The organism is Streptomyces virginiae (assembly GCF_000720455.1).
GTDB lineage: Bacteria > Actinomycetota > Actinomycetes > Streptomycetales > Streptomycetaceae > Streptomyces > Streptomyces virginiae.
Genome location: NZ_JOAK01000003.1, coordinates 338634 through 356325 on the forward strand (window position 1 = coordinate 338634; position 17692 = coordinate 356325).

The 17692-nt window shown below is 75.9% G+C and carries 15 protein-coding genes; 7 read left to right on the forward strand and 8 right to left on the reverse strand.

All coding sequences use genetic code 11. The features are described from left to right. Window positions 1-63 precede the first annotated feature (63 nt). Window positions 64-2796, forward strand: a complete 2733-nt coding sequence (locus IG86_RS0106880; RefSeq protein ID WP_030895544.1) for a DNRLRE domain-containing protein — start codon at window positions 64-66, stop codon at window positions 2794-2796. 80 nt (window positions 2797-2876) lie between these two features. Here IG86_RS0106880 and IG86_RS0106885 read toward each other — a convergent pair whose 3' ends face one another. Continuing rightward, entirely contained in the window at window positions 2877-3287 is a 411-nt protein-coding gene (locus IG86_RS0106885; protein ID WP_030818279.1) for a DUF3224 domain-containing protein, read from the reverse strand. 105 nt (window positions 3288-3392) lie between these two features. On the opposite strand from IG86_RS0106885, the gene IG86_RS0106890 reads away from it, so the two are divergent. Further along, on the forward strand, window positions 3393-4358 hold the full coding sequence (locus IG86_RS0106890) for a helix-turn-helix transcriptional regulator (RefSeq protein ID WP_030818277.1): 966 nt from the start codon (window positions 3393-3395) through the stop codon (window positions 4356-4358). On the opposite strand, the gene IG86_RS45295 is transcribed toward IG86_RS0106890, so the two are convergent. Beyond that, entirely contained in the window at window positions 4349-5215 is an 867-nt protein-coding gene (locus tag IG86_RS45295) for a GNAT family N-acetyltransferase (RefSeq protein ID WP_078905820.1), read from the reverse strand. The two genes, IG86_RS0106890 and IG86_RS45295, sit on opposite strands and share 10 nt — an antisense overlap. 63 nt (window positions 5216-5278) lie before the next feature. After that, the gene (locus IG86_RS0106900) at window positions 5279-5746 is read right to left on the reverse strand and encodes a hypothetical protein (RefSeq protein ID WP_030818274.1); all 468 of its coding nucleotides are present in this window, start codon (window positions 5744-5746) and stop codon (window positions 5279-5281) included. 93 nt (window positions 5747-5839) lie between these two features. Here IG86_RS0106900 and IG86_RS38435 point away from each other — a divergent pair, with 93 nt between their 5' ends. Further along, entirely contained in the window at window positions 5840-6163 is a 324-nt protein-coding gene (locus tag IG86_RS38435; protein ID WP_030818272.1) for a hypothetical protein, read from the forward strand. 2 nt (window positions 6164-6165) lie between these two features. Here IG86_RS38435 and IG86_RS39730 read toward each other — a convergent pair whose 3' ends face one another. Continuing rightward, on the reverse strand, window positions 6166-6615 hold the full coding sequence (locus IG86_RS39730; RefSeq protein ID WP_157854774.1) for a hypothetical protein: 450 nt from the start codon (window positions 6613-6615) through the stop codon (window positions 6166-6168). Window positions 6616-6981: 366 nt separating this feature from the next. Here IG86_RS39730 and IG86_RS0106915 point away from each other — a divergent pair, with 366 nt between their 5' ends. Together IG86_RS0106915 and IG86_RS0106920 are read left to right on the forward strand one after the other, a co-directional pair. Beyond that, window positions 6982-8112 carry an MFS transporter gene (locus IG86_RS0106915; protein ID WP_234316024.1) on the forward strand — a complete coding sequence of 377 codons (1131 nt, stop codon included), beginning with the start codon at window positions 6982-6984 and terminating at the stop codon, window positions 8110-8112. A gap of 318 nt (window positions 8113-8430) precedes the next feature. Beyond that, a complete protein-coding gene (locus IG86_RS0106920) occupies window positions 8431-9210 on the forward strand; it encodes a peptidoglycan-binding domain-containing protein (RefSeq protein WP_030818265.1) in 780 nt (259 codons plus the stop codon). 29 nt (window positions 9211-9239) lie between these two features. Here IG86_RS0106920 and IG86_RS0106925 read toward each other — a convergent pair whose 3' ends face one another. After that, window positions 9240-9983, reverse strand: coding sequence for an SDR family NAD(P)-dependent oxidoreductase (locus IG86_RS0106925; protein ID WP_030818262.1), 744 nt, complete (start codon window positions 9981-9983; stop codon window positions 9240-9242). A gap of 203 nt (window positions 9984-10186) precedes the next feature. Between IG86_RS0106925 and IG86_RS0106930 the strand changes: the two genes are divergently transcribed. Together IG86_RS0106930 and IG86_RS0106935 are read left to right on the forward strand one after the other, a co-directional pair. Beyond that, window positions 10187-11263, forward strand: coding sequence for an RNA ligase (ATP) (locus IG86_RS0106930; RefSeq protein WP_030895555.1), 1077 nt, complete (start codon window positions 10187-10189; stop codon window positions 11261-11263). Between the two features lie 124 nt (window positions 11264-11387). Further along, window positions 11388-12305 carry an NADP-dependent oxidoreductase gene (locus IG86_RS0106935; RefSeq protein WP_107051826.1) on the forward strand — a complete coding sequence of 306 codons (918 nt, stop codon included), beginning with the start codon at window positions 11388-11390 and terminating at the stop codon, window positions 12303-12305. A gap of 36 nt (window positions 12306-12341) precedes the next feature. Here IG86_RS0106935 and IG86_RS0106940 read toward each other — a convergent pair whose 3' ends face one another. From IG86_RS0106940 to IG86_RS0106950, 3 genes are all read right to left on the reverse strand, one after another. Beyond that, window positions 12342-15245, reverse strand: coding sequence for a poly(A) polymerase (locus IG86_RS0106940; protein ID WP_030895557.1), 2904 nt, complete (start codon window positions 15243-15245; stop codon window positions 12342-12344). Further along, window positions 15232-17034, reverse strand: coding sequence for an RNA ligase family protein (locus tag IG86_RS0106945; protein WP_030895560.1), 1803 nt, complete (start codon window positions 17032-17034; stop codon window positions 15232-15234). Before IG86_RS0106945 ends, IG86_RS0106940 begins: the two co-directional genes overlap by 14 nt. A gap of 70 nt (window positions 17035-17104) precedes the next feature. Continuing rightward, entirely contained in the window at window positions 17105-17596 is a 492-nt protein-coding gene (locus IG86_RS0106950; RefSeq protein ID WP_030818251.1) for a hypothetical protein, read from the reverse strand. Window positions 17597-17692: the final 96 nt, after the last annotated feature.

Genomic DNA, 17692 nt, shown 5'->3' on the forward strand with positions numbered 1-17692 from the left:
GTTTCCGGCCATGACCCGCCGACCGTACCCCGCGGTCGCACCGCACACCGAACTGGGGGGTTCATGCGCAGATCCCGTGGGCTGGCGGTCTCTCTCGCCCTGTCCCTGACCGGAGCCGGAGCAGGGCTGGGCATCGCCCTCGCCCCGCAGGCGGCGGCACTCACCCCGCCCGTGGCCTTCACCGCCGACCCGCTGTCCACCTGGCAGCCCAACGGCGTCGTATGGGCCCTCGCCGAGGCCGGCGGACAGGTCTTCGCCGGCGGCACCTTCTCCACCGTGCGTCCGCCCGCGGGCGGCGGCGGCAGCGAACAGCAGGCCGTGAACTTCGTGGCGCTGGACGCCGCCACGGGCGCGCCGACCTCCTGCAAACTGTCCTTCACCATCGCGTCCGGCACCGCGACGGTCCGGGCGCTCGCCCTCTCACCGGACAAGTCGACCCTCTACGCCGGCGGGTACTTCGGCGCGGTCAACGGCACGGCGGTCTCCAGCCTCGCCGCCATCGACGTGGCGAGCTGCACCGTGAAGACGTCATTCCGCCCGGCCTTCGCGGCCACCGTCCGCGCCCTCGCCGTCACCGGCGACACGGTCTACGCGGGCGGCGACTTCCTCACCGTCGCGGGCCAGCCGCGCCAGAGGTTCGCCGCCGTCGGCGCCGCCGACGGGGCGCTCAAGCCCTTCACCGCCGACGCCGACGAGCCCGGCCGCGCCGTCGAGGTCACCCCCGACGGCGAGAACGTGGTCCTCGGCGGGGACTTCTTCACCGTCAACGGCACGAACAGCCACGCCCTGGCCGTCGTCGACGCCACGAGCGGCGCGCTCACCAAGTCCTACCCCGGCTTCATCGAGACCAACTCCGTCGTCAAGGACATCGCGACCGACGCGACCGGCTTCTACACCGCCAACGAGGGCACCGGCGGCGGCGTCTTCGACGGCCGGATCGCGCTAGACCTCCCGGGCTTCGGCCAGCGCTGGCGCGACACCTGCCTGGGCGCCACCCAGGCCGTCCTGCCGTACCAGAACGTCCTCTACAGCGCCTCGCACGCGCACGACTGCGCCGCCATGGGGGAGTTCCCCGACGGCCAGCGCCACCACCTGCTCGCCCAGCCGACCACCGGCATCGGCAAGCTGGGCTGGTCCCCCGACACCAACGACGGCATCGGCGAGGGCATCGGCCCCCGCGTGATGACGGTCGGTTCGAAGAACGGGGTGCAGTACCTGTGGGTGGGCGGTGAGTTCACCACGGTCAACGGCGCGGCGCAGCAGGGCCTGACGCGCTTCGCCTCCACCGGCGACACCGGCGCGCCCACCGTTCCCGTGGCGAGCGCGGCGAGCTTCAAGCCGGGCGAGGTCCAGGTGCGCTGGCGCTCCAGCCTCGACCTCGACGACAGCGCGCTGACCTACCGGATCTACCGCAACGGCGCGGCCACGCCGATCGCCACGGTCACGGCCGACTCGCTCTTCTTCAAACGCCCGCAGGTCTCCTGGACCGACACCACCGTCGCGGCGGGCCAGTCGTACACCTACCGGATGACGGCCACCGACGCGGCCGGCAACACCAGCGCCCCGTCCGCCACGGCCGGTGTGACGGTCCCGACCGGCACCGAGAGCTATCCGAGCCAGGTCCGCGCCGACGGGGCCCAGCTCTACTGGCGGTACGACGACGCGGTCCTGCCCTACGCCGCGGACTCCTCGGCCGGCGGGAACCAGAACGGCGTGCACATGAACGCCCCCGCCCTGCGCCAGACACCCGGCGCGGTCTCCGGCGCGAGCACGGCGATCGGCTTCAACGGCACGGACTCCCGGATCTACGCGGACAAGCGGCAGACGGTGGGCAGCGCCTACACCGTCGAGACCTGGTTCAAGACGAACACCACCCGCGGCGGCAAACTCTTCGGTTTCGGGAGCAACCAGGACCGCGGCAGCTATCAGTACGACAAGCACATCTACATGACCAATGACGGCGGGGTGGTGTTCGGCGCCTACACCGGAGTCACCCGCACCATCACCACCAGCAGCGCGTACAACGACAACCAGTGGCACCACGTCGTCGCGACCCAGGGCCCCGGCGGCATGACCCTCTACGTGGACGGCGTCCAGCGCGGCACCCTCGCCGTCACCACGCACGAGAACTACTCCGGCTACTGGCACGCGGGCGGCGACAGCCTCGGCGGCTGGCCCGACCGCCCGACCAGCGAGATGTGGGCGGGACAGCTCGACGAGAGCGCCGTCTACCCGACCGTCCTGAGCGCGGCGCAGGTGCAGAACCACTACGCGCTGGCCACCGCCCCGGCCGACTCGGTGGTCCAGGTCACCGCCGCGGAGGACACCTACGCCAACGCGGGCGCCCCCGCGACCAACTACGGCACCTCCTCCTCGCTCGCGGTGCGCGGCACCTCCTTCTACGCGAGCTACCTGCGCTTCGACCTGCCGGCGGCGCCCGCCGGCACGGTGCTGAAGTCCGCCACGCTCAGCGTGAAGACGAGCACGACGAGCGGCGCCGGCACGACGGACACCGTCTCGGTCGTCCCGGTCACCGGCTCGTGGAGCGAAGGCGGGACGACGTACAACAACCGCCCCGCCCTGGGCGGTCCGGCCCTCGGCGGCTACCCGGGGATCCCGGACGGCTCGGCGGTCCACACCGCCACGCTGACGACGGGATCCGTCGCGGGGGCGCTCGGCGGCAGCCTCGCCCTGGCGCTGAGCAGCTCCGGCACGGACGCCCTGTGGCTGTGGTCCTCCGAGGCCCAGGCCAACGAGGGCACGCCGCAGCTGACGCTCACCTTCGGCGCGCCGTGAGCTGAGGCCGACCGGATGCCGAGGGGCGCGGACCACTGGGGTCCGCGCCCCTCGGCCGTGTCTTTTCGGATCAGGCCGGCTCAGGCCAGGGCGTAGGTGAAGGCGTACTCGACGGAGGTGTCCCCGTGGCGGTGGGTGAAACCGCCCGAGCCCGTCAGGCCCACGAGGTCCCCGGTGCCGGATCCGGGTACCACCTCGAAACGGCAGACGGTGCCGCCCGCGTCGAAGGTGCCGCGCTCCTCCAGCACGAAGCTGCCCCTGCGGCCGTCGACACTGCCCGACAGCAGCTCCATACCGCTGTAACTCCCGGTGTTCTCACCGGTGTAGGCGATCGTGTAGTCACAGCTGGTGCCGGCCGCCTCGACACCGCCGGTGAAGGTGTTGGCGACGCGGGCGTGCGCGAGCCGAGGGGCCGCCGCCGACGCTGCGACGGGATTCTCCTCCCAGTCGGCGAAGGTGAAGCGGCCACGGGTCTCTACGGGCGTGGGCATGAAGGTCCTCTCGGCGGGCCGGACGGTCCCTCCGCCCGGTGTTCCGCGACCCAGGCTGGCAGCCGTACCTGACACCTTCTGTCAGGTACGGCGACAATGGCACCCATGCGCGCCGACCGGCTCCTCTCCCTCCTCCTGCTCCTCCAGAACCGCGGCCGGACGACCGCCCCCGAGCTCGCCGCAGAGCTGGAGGTGTCCGTACGCACCGTCTACCGGGACATCGACGCGCTCGGCGCCTCGGGCGTCCCCGTCATCGCCGACCGCGGCCCGGCGGGCGGCTACCGGCTCGCCGACGGTTACCGCACCCGCCTCACCGGCCTCACCGACACCCAGGCCGGCTCGCTCTTCCTGGCCGGAGCCCCCGGACCCGCGCAGGACCTCGGGCTCGGCGCCGACCTGGCCGCCGCCCAGCTGAAGCTCCAGGCCGCACTCCCCGCCCAGCTCGCCGGCCGGGCCCGGCAGATCCAGGACCGCTTCCACCTCGACGCCACCGCCTGGTTCCGCGACGCCGATCCCGTCCCGCACCTCGCCCGGATCGCCCGGGCCGTCTGGGACCAGCGCGTCCTGCACGCCCACTACCGCCGTTGGCACGGCGAGGTGCGTCGCGAGCTCCATCCGCTGGGCCTCGTCCTCAAAAGCGGCATCTGGTATCTGGTCGCCGGCGTCGAGGAGGACGCCGTACGGACCTACCGCGTCGCCCGGTTCCTCGCGGTGGACACCGCCGAGGAGGGCTTCGAACGGCCCGCCGGATTCGAACTCGCCGCTTACTGGCAGGAGTCCACCAGACGGCTGGACGCCGCCCTCCACCGGCAGACCGCGCAGCTGCGCCTCTCCCCGCGCGGCCGGCTGCTGCTGCCCATGCAGTTCGGGGCGGCGGGCACCCGGGCCCTCGCCGACGCCGGCCCGCCGGACGCGGACGGCTGGGTCCGGGTCGGCGTCGCGGTCGAGTCCGAGGCCGTCGCCGTCGGCGACCTCCTCCGTCTGGGCACGGAGGCCGAGGTGCTCGGCCCGCCCGGGCTGCGCCGCGCCCTCGCCGAAACGGTGAGGGCCCTCGCCGAACGCTACGCGTGAGCGCCGTCCCGGACGCCGGGGGACTGCCACCGGACCTCGCCGTCCCGGCGGTGTCCGGTCGGGCGGAGCCCGCACGCCCTCGCCACCGCGGCCGACGCGGCGTGGTCGGGATGGACATGGGCGACCAGGCGCTCGACGGGGAGCCCCTCCAGCCAGCCCGCCAGCGCACGGGCCGCCTCCGAGGCGAAACCGTGGCCCTGCCAGGGGACACCGACGACCCAGGCCAGTTCGGCGAGGCCGTCCCCCGGGACGATCGTGGCCTGGACGGTCCCCACGAGCCTTCCCGGCCCGCGCAGGCGCAGGACCCAGTTGGCCCACACCACCGCCGGGTCGGGGGAGCCGGCGGCCAGGCGCTCGTAACGGGCGCGCAGCGCCTCCCGCGACAGGGGCGCGCCGCCGGTGAAGGCGTGCAGGGCCGGGTCGGCGAGGACGGGGCCCATCTCGTCGGCGTGCTCCGGCAGCAGCGGCAACAGGTCCAGGCGCGCGGTGGCCAGGGCGGCCGGCCGGACCGGGGCCCGGCGCACCTTCGCCGCCGCCCCCGGCCGGGGTACGTCGTCCACGGCCACACAGATCCCCAGCACCCGGTCGTGGCCGGTCCAGCCGTTGACACGGCCGTGGTTGTTGCTGATCTGCACGCGCCGGCGCGGGCCGTCCAGCGCGGAGACGAGGTGCAGGTGGACCGTGCCCGCCACGCGCGCCAGGACGATGTCGCCGACCTCCACCAGCGCCGGATCGGCCGGCGCGACCCGGACCTTCTGCCGGCTGTGCACCAGCGGCGTCATCGACCCGCCGGTCGGCCGGAACTCCACGGTCTCGCCGCGACCGACACGGTCCGCCTGCGCTTCGAGCATGCCCATCGCGCCAGTCTCGCCGTGCGCCGGGGTCCCCGGCCACCGGATTACGCCCCGGCCGACGCCACGTCAGCGCGGGGGCTCCACCTCCAGGAACCGGCGCCGGCGCGGGCCCCGGTACAGCAGGCACACCCAGCCCAGCTCCTCCAGCACGGCCGCGCAGGCCGTCAGCCGCTCCTGCTCCTCCTCCGCCGCGCCACCGCCCGGCGGCCCGACCCAGGTCACCTCCACGTGCCCCGCCCCCGCCGCGGGCCCGGACCCGGAGGCGGCCACGCGGTAGCCCGTGCGCGTACGGCGACCCTCCGCGTCCAGCGCCGACGGCGGGATCCCCGCCGCCTCCAGTACGAGGGCCACCGCGCGTGGCAGCTGCCGCACCTCCCACGGCGCGGGAACCGCCGCGCCCGCCGGGCCGTTCACCAGACGGCGGATCTGCAGCAGCCCCTCGTACGCGGTCCGCAGCTCCGCCTCCCGCCGCCCGGACGGCGCCTCCACGCCGTCGCCGGTCGCCGGTTCGAAGCCCCGCCCCGGGTCCGTCATCACCCCACCACCCGCCCGTCTGAGTACCTCACGCCCAACGGCCTGAGTATCCGCCCCGATTCCCCGGAGCGCCGCCGCTGGTCGAATGGGGCCATGACCTACGACGCCCCGCGCAGCGCGACCGTCCGCCCGCGCATGCAGCACGTGACCACCGCCGGCTCGGCCCTGGCCGTGGCCCTGGTCCCGCTCGTGGTCGGCGTCCTGTTCGCCAAGGCGATGGCCGCCGACCCGATGACCCCCGTCAACGCCCTCATCGCGGGTGGCGGCCAGCGGGCCGCGCTGCCGCGGGGCGAGTGGAAGCGGCGCGGCCACACCACCCTGCACCGGCTGCGCACCGCCCGCCGCGACACGGCCCGCCGCTGCGCCCGCGCCTGCGGCTCCCGGACGCGCCCCCGGGGGCGCGTCCACGGCGGGTGAGGTCAGCGGCCGTACTGCCGCAGGCACAGGTCGACGATGGACGGCGGTACGACCCCGTCGGCGGCCGCGCACAGCTCGTCCACGCGGGGCGGCTGCGCCGGGCGCCGGCGCGTATGGGCGGTCGCGGACCCGGGCAGCCGCGTCCGCCGGGGCGGGGCGGCCTGCTTCGCGTGCGCCCGCTCACGGGGTGCGGCCGGGGCCGGAGCCCGCTCCGGATCCGCGCCCGGTTCCCGGCCGGCGGCCGGGGCCGGCCCGGGCGGGGCGGCCGCGGGCAGTTCCCCCAGGGGCAGCCCCGGCCGTGCGGGCCGCACGGCTGCGTCGGCCGACGGAACGGATCCCCGTACAGGTGACGGGGCCGAGGCCGCAGCCGGGTCCTGCGGGCCGACGGAGACACAGCCTGCGCTCGCGAGGAGCGCGACGAGGGAGAGGGGCAGGGCCCGGCGTAACTGCATCCGACCACCTTGCCGTACGGCCCGCCGCGTTCCGCTCCCCGCCTCACGCGTCCGGGTGACACCGGCCGCCGACGGGAACGGCCGCGGCGTGTGGGAGATTGGCCCGCACGTACGGGCGGCGGGGGAGGCGCGACCTCCGGCGCCCGGACACCCCCTGGTCCTGCCCGCCGATCGACCCGTACGGAGTACCGATCCATGACAGCATCCGCCGCGCCCGGCAGTCCCGCGCCGTCCCCCGGGTCCGGAAGACCGTCCGAATCCGCACCGCCCCCCGCCGCGGGGTCCATACCCGGTCGGCCCGGCGCCGGACCGGGCCGCGCAACCGCCCCCGCGCCCGGCCCCGCCCCCTGGAAGGGCTGGGCGGCGGTGTGCGCGGTCGCCCTCGGCATCTTCTGCCTCATCACCTCCGAGCTGCTGCCCGTCGGCCTGCTCACCCCCGTCGGGGCCGACCTCGGGGTGTCCGACGGGACCGCCGGGCTGATGGTCACCGTGCCCGGGCTGGTCGCCGGGTTCTGCGCGCCGCTGGTCACCGTCGGAGCCGGCCGCCTCGACCGGCGCCTCGTCCTGTGCGTGCTCATCGCCCTGACGGCCGCCGCCAACCTCGCCGCCGCCGTCGCCCCGGGCTTCGCGGTCGTCCTCGCGGCGCGCCTGCTCGTCGGCGTCGGCGTCGGCGGGTTCTGGGCCGTCGCCGGCGGACTCGCGGTCCGGCTCGTCCCCGAACGCCACGTCGGCCGGGCCACCGCGCTCGTCTTCGGGGGCGTGCCCACCGCCTCCGTGCTCGGAGTCCCCGCCGGAACCCTCCTCGGTGAACTCGGAGGCTGGCGCACCGCCTTCGCCGCGGTCGGCGCCCTCGGCCTCGTCACGCTGACCGCCCTGGTCCTGCTGCTGCCCCCGCTGCCGCCGTCCCGGCACATCGCCTTCCCCGAACTGCCCGCGCTGCTCCGCGAGAACCGTGCCGTCCGCGCCGGGGTCGTCGTCACCTTCCTCGTGGTGACCGGGCAGTTCGCCGCCTACACGTTCGTACGGCCCATCCTCCAGGACGTCTCCGGCATCGACGCCGGGTTCGTCAGCACCCTGCTGCTCGGCTACGGCGTCGCGGGCGTCGCGGGCAACTTCCTGGCCGGGGCGCGCGACGCGTACCGGACGCTGCTCGTCATCAGCGCCGCCCTCGCCGTGATCCTCGCGCTCATCGCGGTGCTGCCGGGGCCGGTCGCGGGGTCGACGCTGCTGCTCGCCTGGGGACTCGCCTACGGAGGGGTCTCGGTGAGCGTGCAGGGCTGGATGATCAAAGCGGCCCCGGCCGCGACGGAGGCGGCCACCTCGCTCATGGTGGCCGTGTTCAACCTCGCGATAGCGGCCGGAGCGCTGTTCGGCGGCCTCGCGGTCGACGGCATCTCCGCCCCCGCCGCCCCGCTCGGCGGAGCCGCCCTGATGCTCCTGTCCGCCGTCACCGTCCGGGCCACGGCGATCCGCCGCCGCCCCGACCGCCTCGGCTGACGGATCGCACCCGACAGACCGGGTGGACCGGAGCAGATCGGACATCCGGCTTGACCCGGCCCGTGCCGGACGGCGAGAGTGCGCCCGATCAAGAACCACAGTTCGAGCCGCACCCCGGAGATACCGCACATGTCCATACCGGTTCGCTCACCGCTCGCCCCGCCCGCGATCGGCGGCTCTCCGGCACTCGGCACGCCCGGCGCTCACGGCGCCGGCGCGGCCCAGGCTCCCGCCGCCCGGCGGCGCAGAGCCTGACCGGCCGGGCGGGGGCCGGCACCGCACCGCCGCGCCGGCCCCTGTCCCCGCCGGGAGACCGCCATGTCCCAGGATCCTGATGAGAGCGGGCTCGTCGCCCCCGACGACGCCCTGTTCGTGCGCCCGTACGTCGCCCCCTCGGGCCCGCCGCCCCGAGCGGCCGCTCCGCCCTGGCCGCAGAGCGGGCCCTTCGCCTTCCCCGGCCCGGCGGACGGCCCGGCGGACGGCACCGCGCACGGCACGGTGTACGGCACGGTGCACGGCACGAACGCCGCGGCTGCCGCACCGGTGAGCGTGCCCGCCACTCGCGAAGCCAGGCATTCCGGCGGGGCCGGCCGCCGCAGCCGGCTCCCGCTGACCGTGGTCACCGTGCTCGCGCTCGCGGCCGCCGGCGCCCTCGTACTGCTGCTGACCGGGCCCGACCCGCAGCCGCCCCGGGCCGAGGCGCCGGCCGACCTGTCCGTGCCGGCGCTCCCGGCCCGCGGCGCGGACACCGGTAGCGAATCTCCCCGTCCCACGCCGTCCGTCCGGCCCGCCGACCCGTCGGCCCGGGCCTCGGCCACCGACGCGCCCGCGAGCGCCGGAGCGAAAACGCCCACCACCCCGAGCGCGTCGGCGCCGCGGCCGTCGAAGGCGTACGTGACCCTGCGCATGGGCGACAGCGGGCCCGAGGTACGGGCCCTCCAGGAGATGCTCTACGGCCAGGGGTTCACGTACGTCTCCGTCACCGGCGTCTACGACGGCCAGACCAAGCGCGGTGTCGGCCAGCTCCAGCGCGACCGGTCCATCAAGGGCGACCCCCAGGGCGTCTACGGCCCGAACACCCAGGCGGCCATGGGCTAGGGGGTGTCCCAAAGTCCCGCCCCCACGGTTCAGCGGCCGCCCGCGACCCGCAGCACGGTTCCCGTCGTGTAGGAGGCGTCCGGCGACAGGAGCCAGGAGATCGCCCCGGCGATCTCCTCGGGCCGGCCGGGCCGCCGCAGCGGGGTCCCGGCCCCGATGCGCGCCGGGCGGTCGGGGTCGCCCATGGCGGCGTGCATGTCGGTCTCGATGGTGCCGGGCGCCACGGCGTTCACCCGGATCCCGTGCGGACCGAGTTCCTTGGAGAGCCCCACGGTCAGCGCGTCGGTGGCCGCCTTGGTCGCCGCGTAGTGCACGTACTCCCCGGGGCTGCCCAGGGTCGCGGCCGCCGACGAGACGTTCACGATCGCCCCGCCCCCCGACTCCGCCATGTCCCGGGCGGCCCGGCGGCAGCACAGCAGGTACCCGAGGAGGTTCACCTCGACCACCCGGCGCAGGTCCTCGGTCCGGGCGTCGGCGAGCGGACCCAGCGGCCCCGTCACCCCGGCGTTGTTGACCAGGCCCGTCACCGTGCCGAGTTCGGCGCCGGCGATGTCGAAGAGCCGCTCGACCGCGCACTCCTCGGCGGTGTCGACCCGCACGGTCACGCACCGGGCCCCGGCAGCCCGTACCCGCCCGGCGACGGCGTCAGCCGACGCCTCGTCGCGGACGTAACCCAGCACCAGATCGTGCCCGTCGGCGGCCAGCCGCAGACAGGTCGCCGCGCCGATGCCCCTGCTGCCGCCGGTGACGACGGTGACCGGACGACGTGACATGTGGACCTCCTGTGGGACGCGGACGTGGAACGGGCGCGTGCGGGCGCCCTTCGCGTCGCACGGTGCGGCAGGCTAGCACCGGGATAATCGCTGGACCAGCGCAAATGCCGAGACGGAGAGTGGCGTCACCGATGCGCCGCACGGCTTGGCGGCCGCAAGTCCGCGTGTCGGTCCCGTCCATGACGACCCGTTGGAGCTCCACCATGTCGACCTTGCGCGTCACCGCCGAAGAGCTGACCGTCCACGAACACCCGAACGCCGACGCGTTGGAACTGGCCCAGGTGGGCCTCTACCGCGCCGTGATCGCCAAGGGCGCCTACCGCACCGGTGACTTCGCGCTCTACATACCCGAACAGGCCGTACTGCCCGCCGGCCTGATCGAGGAGCTGGGCCTGACGGGGCGGCTCGCCGGCGGCTCCGCCGACCGGGTCAAGGCGGTCCGGCTGCGCGGCGAACTCTCGCAGGGCCTGGTGTGCCGGCCCCGCGCGCTGGCCGACGTCGACCTCGTACGGGCGGCCAAGGAGGGCACGGACTTCGCCGAGGTGCTCGGCATCACCAAATGGGCCCCGCCCATCCCCACCACCATGAGCGGCGACGTCGAGGCCGCCGCCGACCTGATGCCGTGGGTGGACATCGAGAACCTCCAGCGCTATCCGCACATCTTCGAGCCCGGCGAGCCCGTCGTCCTCACCGAGAAGCTCCACGGAACGGCCAGCCTGTACACGTACGTCGTCGAGGGCGGACGCTCCATCGTCTCCTCCAAGGGCTTCGGCGCCAAGGGACTCGCCCTCAAGGAGGACGAGCGCAACCTCTACTGGCGCGCGGTGCGGGGCCACGGTGTACCGGCCGTCGCCGAGGCGCTGGCCGACCGTCTCGGCGCGACCCGGATCGGGATCTTCGCCGAGGTGTACGGCGCGGGCGTCCAGGACCTGGCCTACGGAACCGACGTGCGCACCGCCGACACGCCGCCCGGATACGCCGTCTTCGACGTCTGCGCCGAGATCGACGGACAGGTCCGCTGGCTGGACCCGTCCACCGTCCTGCCGGACGGCGAACTCCCGCTGGTGCCACGGCTGTACGAGGGCCCGTACGACCTGGACACGGTGCTGGAGCACGCGAGCGGCCGCGAGACGGTGTCCGGGCGCGCCGTGCACCTGCGCGAGGGCGTGGTCATCCGCCCGGCGTCCGAGCGGTACAGCCCGGTCGTGGGCGGCCGCGCCATCGCCAAGGCGGTCAGCCCGGCCTACCTGACCCGCAAGGGCGGCACCGAGTACGAGTGACCGGCCGGTCGTGTCCGACCGGCCGGGGCGCCGTGTGCGTGGTGGGATGGAGCGCAGGCGGATTCCATCAGCACACGGAGAGGTCGGGGACATGTCCGAGTCGGGCCGGGGCAGCCAGGAAACCATGCGGGCGATGGCGTACGAGACGTACGGCGGGACGGAGGTGCTCTCCGAGAGGCGGCTGCCGCTGCCCAAGCTCGGCCCCGGCGAGGTCCTCGTCCGGGTGAAGTGCGCCGCCGTCAATCCCGTCGACTGGAAGATCATGGCGGGCGGCCTCGACCCCCTGATGGACGTCGTCTACCCCGTCGTGCCCGGCTGGGACGTAGCCGGCACGGTGGAGAAGGTCGGCATCGACGTCCCCGAGTACGCCGAGGGCGACGAGGTCATCGCCTACGCCCGCAAGGACTACGTGCACGGCGGGACCTTCGCCGAGTTCGTCACCGTGCCCGTACGCGCCCTCGCGCACAAGCCGGCCTCGCTGAGCTGGGCCGAGGCCGCCGGGCTCCCGCTCGCCGGGCTCACCGCCTACCAGCTGCTCACCCGCCTGGGCACCGGCAAGGACGACACCGTCCTCATCCACGGCGCCGCCGGCGGCGTAGGCTCCCTCGGCGTGCAGATCGCCCGCGCGCTGGGCGCCCGCGTCATCGGCACGGCGTCCCCCCGCAACCACGACCGGGTGCGTGAACTCGGCGCCGAGCCCGTCGAATACGGCGACGGGCTCGCCGACCGCGTCCGCGCCCTCGTGCCCGACGGTCCCACCGTCGTCGCGGACTTCGTCGGCGGGGTCGGCGGAGTCACGCGCGAGGTCCTCCACGACGACGGCCGGCACGCGTCCATCGCCGACCCCAGCGTCCTCGGATCCGGCGGCGAGTGGATGTGGGTCCGCCCCGTCGGCAGCGACCTGGCCGAACTGGGCCGCCTCGCCGACAGCGGCCGACTGAAGGTGCCCGTCGCCAAGACCTTCCCGCTGGCCGAGCTGGCGGCCGCCTTCGAGCTCAGCCAGGGCGGCCACACCGCCGGAAAGATCATCATCGAGGTCTGACCCTCGGCCCCGCTGTCCCGCCGGCCGGGCGGCGGCTCAGGCGCCCAGGTCCGGTACCTCACCGCCCGCCGCCCAGGACACCTCGACCCCCCGCAGGCCGGCCCCCCAGTGGCCGGCCGCCACGGCCAGCCGCGCCGCGTCCGGCGGCGCGGCCCCCAGGCCGATCGCGTACCGGGCGAGGCCCGGCGCGGACTCGAACGGGCGGGGCCAGGCGTGCGCGTCGGTGACGCCGGCCTCCTCCAGAGCGCCGAGCAGCGCCCGCAGCCGCCCGCGCACCCGGCCCCGTACCTCCTCGTACTCCTCCTCGGCCGCCCGTACGGTCACCACCGCCCAGGCGGCGTGCCGCCGGTGCGGCGCCGGCGCGGCCGCAGCCAGTACGTCCGCACCGCGCCCCGACTCCAGCAGCTCCCAGGCCCCGTACAGCTCCTGCACCAGCAGGTCCCGCAGGCCCGGTGTCACCTGGGCGGTGCAACTGCGCACCGGCTCCGACGGGGTGAGGACCGTGACCGGATCCGTCCCCCGGGCCGGCGCCCGATCCATCAGCGCGACCGGGTCGCGCCAGTCCCAGGCGGCCCATCGGCCGAAGAACTCCCGCACCAGGGCGTCCGGTGGCAGCGCGCCCGCCTCACGGACCGTGCGCGCCGCGAGGACCGACCAGGCCACTCCCGGCAGGCCCCCGAACGGCGCCGAGTCCAGCCCCCTGGCCCGCGCCCACGCCTTCACCCGCCGCGCGAGCCCGGCGAACGCGGCATGCTCCGCACCCACCGCCTCCCGTACGGCGTCGGCGTCGCTCACCGCGCTCAGCGCGACGGCGGCCGCCTCACCCAGCTCCGCCCGCCGCGTCACCGCCCGCGCCGGATCCAGCTCGCCGGTCGGGACCACCACCAGGTCCACGGACAGCGCCCCGACACGGAGGCGCAGGCCCGGCACCCGGGCCCCCGGCACCTCGCGCAGGCCCCGGGCCTGCGGCAGCGCGGCCGCGACCAGGTCGCCGACCCGGGCGGTGTCGGCCGGACCCGGGACCGCCGCCACCAGGTCCAGATCGGCCCCCGGCAGCTCGCAGCCCATCCGGCGCGAGCCGGCCACATGCACCCGTGCGCCGGGCAGCGCGGCGCCGATGCGCGCGGCGACGGACCCGGCGTGATCGTCCCCGGGCCACGGCAGGGCGTCTGGCAGGGAGTCCGGCAGGGCACCGGACCGGGCCTCGGGCCGGGCTTCGGGCCGGGCTTCGGCCGGGGTTTCGGGCGCCCAGCGCACCTCGCCCGTGCCCAGGGCCACCGTCGCCCGGACCCGCATCGGGCCGTCCCCGCGCCGCGACAGCACGGCGAGTTCCCCCACCCGCGCGGACACCGCCCCACCCAGGCGCGCCGCGAACTCCCGGGCCGCCCGCTGCGGGTCGCCACTGCGCCCCAGCGTCAGGTGCGGGGTGTAGCCGCGGTACTCGCCGGAACGCCCCCTGCATCCGGGGAACCGCTCCGTCAGCGCGCTCCGCAGGCCCTGCCACGGCGCCTCACCGGCCGCCGCCGGGTCCAGCCAGAGCGTGGCCTCCTCGCGGTGCCCGAAGCTGTGCACGCCCTCCAGCCGGGCCTCGAACGGCGCGGTCCCGGCGGCCACTTCGGCCAGCAGCGGGACGGCTTCGGCGAAGGAGGACTCCGGCACGAAGCCGAAGAGCAGGTTCACGTGCGCGGGCCAGCGACCGTCCGCCGGGTCGTGTGCGCGGCGCAGTTCCCGTACCGCGTCCGGCAGGCGCGGCGGCAGCCACGCCACCGCCGTCCGCACCGTCGCCGGCACGTCGAGCCGCGCCGGCCCCGCACCGAGGGGACCGAAGTCCACCGTCGCCTCCACCCCGAAGTGGTCCGAGACGAACAGGCCGTCGGGAGCGGGGGAGTCGCCGCGCAGCGCCGCCCGCGTCACCCGGGCCGGGGCGGAACCCAGCAGGATCCGGTCCAGCCGGCCCGCACGGCCCGTCAGCGAACCCACCGCGGCCAGCGGATTGACCACGGGGTCGAAGGTCGGCGTGGCGTCCGCCGCCCCGTGCACCTCGCACCAGGCGTCCCGCATGCCGAGCGCGGGCGCGGGCCCCTCGGCCCCGTGCCGGCCGTCGTTGAAGTCGCCCAGCAGGGCCACACCGGCTTCGACGCCGCCCAGCCCCTCCGCCAGCCGGGCCAGTTCGGCCTCCCGCCGCTCGTGCCCGTTCTCGGTGTGGTCGCTGGTCAGGTGGGTGGCGGCGACGACCAGCGGTCCGGCCGCGGTGTCCACCGTCACGGCCGTGACCGCCTTGTGCGCGCGGAACATGTGCAGGCCCGCCTCCCGCACCGGCAGCCGGCTCAGCACCAGCAGCCCGCACTCGGCGACGTCCCGGCCGCCCGGATCCGTGCCCAGGGTGTACCCGGCCCGCACCCACGGCGCCGCCAGCAGCATGCCGAGCAGCTCCGGCTCGACCTCCTGCAGCGCGATGACGTCGGCGTCCGCGGCGGCCAGGTCGTCCAGCAGGAGCGGCCTGCGCCGGGCGGTGGCGATGCGCGGGGCGTCGTAGCGGTCCCAGAGCGTGTTCCAGGTCAGCAGCCGCACCGAGGACGGTGCCGCCGCCGCGTCCACGGGGCCGGCCTGCGCGGGACGCCAGGCGCCGCCGTCCGCGGGATCCCACGCGTACGGGGTCCGGGCGGTGAAGAACGGGGCCCGCAGCAGGCGCGGGTCACGGACCCGGCCCGCCGCCGTCACGTCGATCAGGTCCACGCCGGTGGCCCGGTCCCACACCAGCTCACCGTCGGCCTCGACGAACAGCACCCGGTGCCAGGGGATGTCCCCGCCCGGCACGAAGGAGGGCAGCGGCACCCGCTTGGGCGCCGCCCCGCGCTGGAGCAGGCCGAGGACGAACCGCGCCGGATCGAACCGGGGGTCCCAGCGGACCTGGTGGTAGAGCTGCTCACTGGTGCGCATCGCCGCTGCCTCCGCCCGCCGTCACCGTGCCGGGCGCGAGGGCGCCCGCCGTGTCCTCCACGTGCCCGCCCGCGCCGACGTACCACGTACGGTGCGCCTGGCCCGCGTACGGCGGGCTGAACCGGTGCAGCTGCGAGGTCAGCACCTGCGGCGGCACCGGATGCGGGCGCACGCCGTTGCGGCGCACCAGCTCGGCCTCCCCGACCAGCACCACGGCGTGCGTGACCAGCGCGTCGCGGCGGCGCGCCACCGAACCGGCCAGCCCGCGCTGCTGGTCGGTGAGCGAGGTGGCGTCCCACACGACCGTCCCGCCGCGGGCCAGGGCGGCGTCGAGCCGCTCCAGGCCCTCGCCCAGCACCTCCGCGTTGGCCCGCTGGTCCGTACGCGAACCCCGGGCGGTGCGCAGGTCGTCGAGAGCGATGTACGTGTCGACCCCGGGCAGCCCACGGCCGAAGGTGCTCTTCCCGCTGCCGGAGGGCCCGCACAGCTGCACCAGCCGGGGAAACGATCCGTCGCGCCACTGCCACGTGGCCGCCACCGCCTCCTCCACCGAGGATCCGGAGATCCGGCCGTGCGCGAACGCGCGCCGGGCCTGCGCCCAGCAGCGGTCGGCCGCGGCCGCGTCCAGCCCGGCGAGGGGCTCGCGCAGCGCGGCGCGCAGCGACTCCAGCGGATCGGGGCCGCCGAGCAGCCCCGCCTCCTCGGCCCACAGCGCGGACCAGTCGACGTACTCCCGCGCCTCCGGGCCGTCGGCCAGCGCCCCGGCGAGCGCGTGCAGCACCCCCAGGTCGGCCGCGGCGGCCATCCGTACGAGCCCGGCCCGCCGGTCCGCGTCGGGGAACGGCTGCTGCAGGTACGGGTACAGCCCCAGCAGGTCGCCGACCCGCCGCGCGAGGGCCATCCCGGCCGGCCCCGCCGCGAGCCGAGCGGCGACCCGGGCACGCGGTGCGCGGCGCAGCACGGCGGCGAGCACCCCGGCCAGCCGGTCGTCGCCGGTCCGCCCCGACGCGTCGATCCGGGCGGCCGCCTCGGCGACCGCGTCCCGGTCCCCGTCCGCGGCGCCGTCCCCGTCCGTCTTCGTGTCCGCCTCCCCGTCCGCGTCCGCGCCCACTGCGGCCGACAGGGCCGCGGCGTCGGGCTCGGCACCCGAGCGCACCGCCCACAACGGGGCCGCCGGACCGAGCCCGTTGGGCACGACCTGCGCGTACATCCAGTGCGTGTCGGTCTGCACGTGGCCGCCCCGCACCCACTTGGCCACGCACCGCCCGAAGTCAGCACGGGAGAAACCGGCGGCCGTGCGCACGACGTAGCCCTCCTGCCGGGCGGTGTCGAGCTTCAGCTTGCGCAGCGCGCGCTCGTCGAAGGTGCCGCGCCACAGCACCCGCGGGGCGGGCACCCCCAGGCCCCGCAGGAACGGTACGGTCCGGTCCCAGTCGAGGCAGTGCTCCCCGTCCCACACCGAGAACCCGTAGAACCAGCTGTCCAGGTCGTCGTACGGGATCGAGTGCCGGGCGTAGAGGTTCTCGCCGCACACCCGCCACCCGGCCGGAATGCCGGGGCCGATCCGTCCCTGGAGACCCTTGACCCAGGCCCGGGAAGGGTGGTGCCCGGAGTCGAGCGAGCGGGCGTGCAGGCCGTCCGCGTACAGGGTGGTGTTCTCCCCGTCGAGCTTCTCGGTGACCACGACCTCGCGACCGGTCAGCCCGGCCAGTCCGACGGCGCGTACGTCGTCCGCCGACGCCCCGGGCGACCAGGGCAGGTGGGGCGTGCGGGGATAGTGGGTGCGCATGATCCGCTCCGGCTCGACGACGGGGTCAGTCGTCACTGTAGGTATCCGGCAGCGGGCGGATCCACCCAATTCAGCGGCAGAGAGCCACGATGGCCGGCGACACCGTGCCCTTGGCCGCCTCGCACAAGGGCGCCATGTCGTACGAACGTCCGGGTGCGGGGCGGGACTTCGCCGCTGCCGCCGACTGCCGGCGGGCCTTCGCCCGGGGCGCGGGCTCCGCCCGTTTCGCCGGTTGCGCGGCCCTGGGGGTCTTGGCCCTGGCCCTGCGCGGCGGGAGCGCCGGCCGGTGCGGTGCCAGGCCGCCGGCCGCCCGGCGGGGCTCCGACGCCGGCACGGGCACGGGACCGGTCGTCTCCGGCGCGGCTTCCGCGGCCCCCACCGCCGGCAGCCGCACCAACGGCCGGGCGGCAGCCGTGGGTTCACGCGGCTGCCGCCCGGCCTTCCCGGCCGGCGCGGGCGCCGGCTGCGGTGCCTCCGGTGCGGGGGCGGGACGCACCGTCACGCATCCGGAGGCCATGACGATCGCGGCAAGTGTCAGGGGCAGGGCCCGGCGCAGCTGCATCCGACCAGCCTGCCGTACCGGCGCCGTGCGGGCCGCGCCGATCACACGGTCGGGTGACTGCGGCCCTCCGGCCCGAAACCCTCGTCCGCCCGCCGG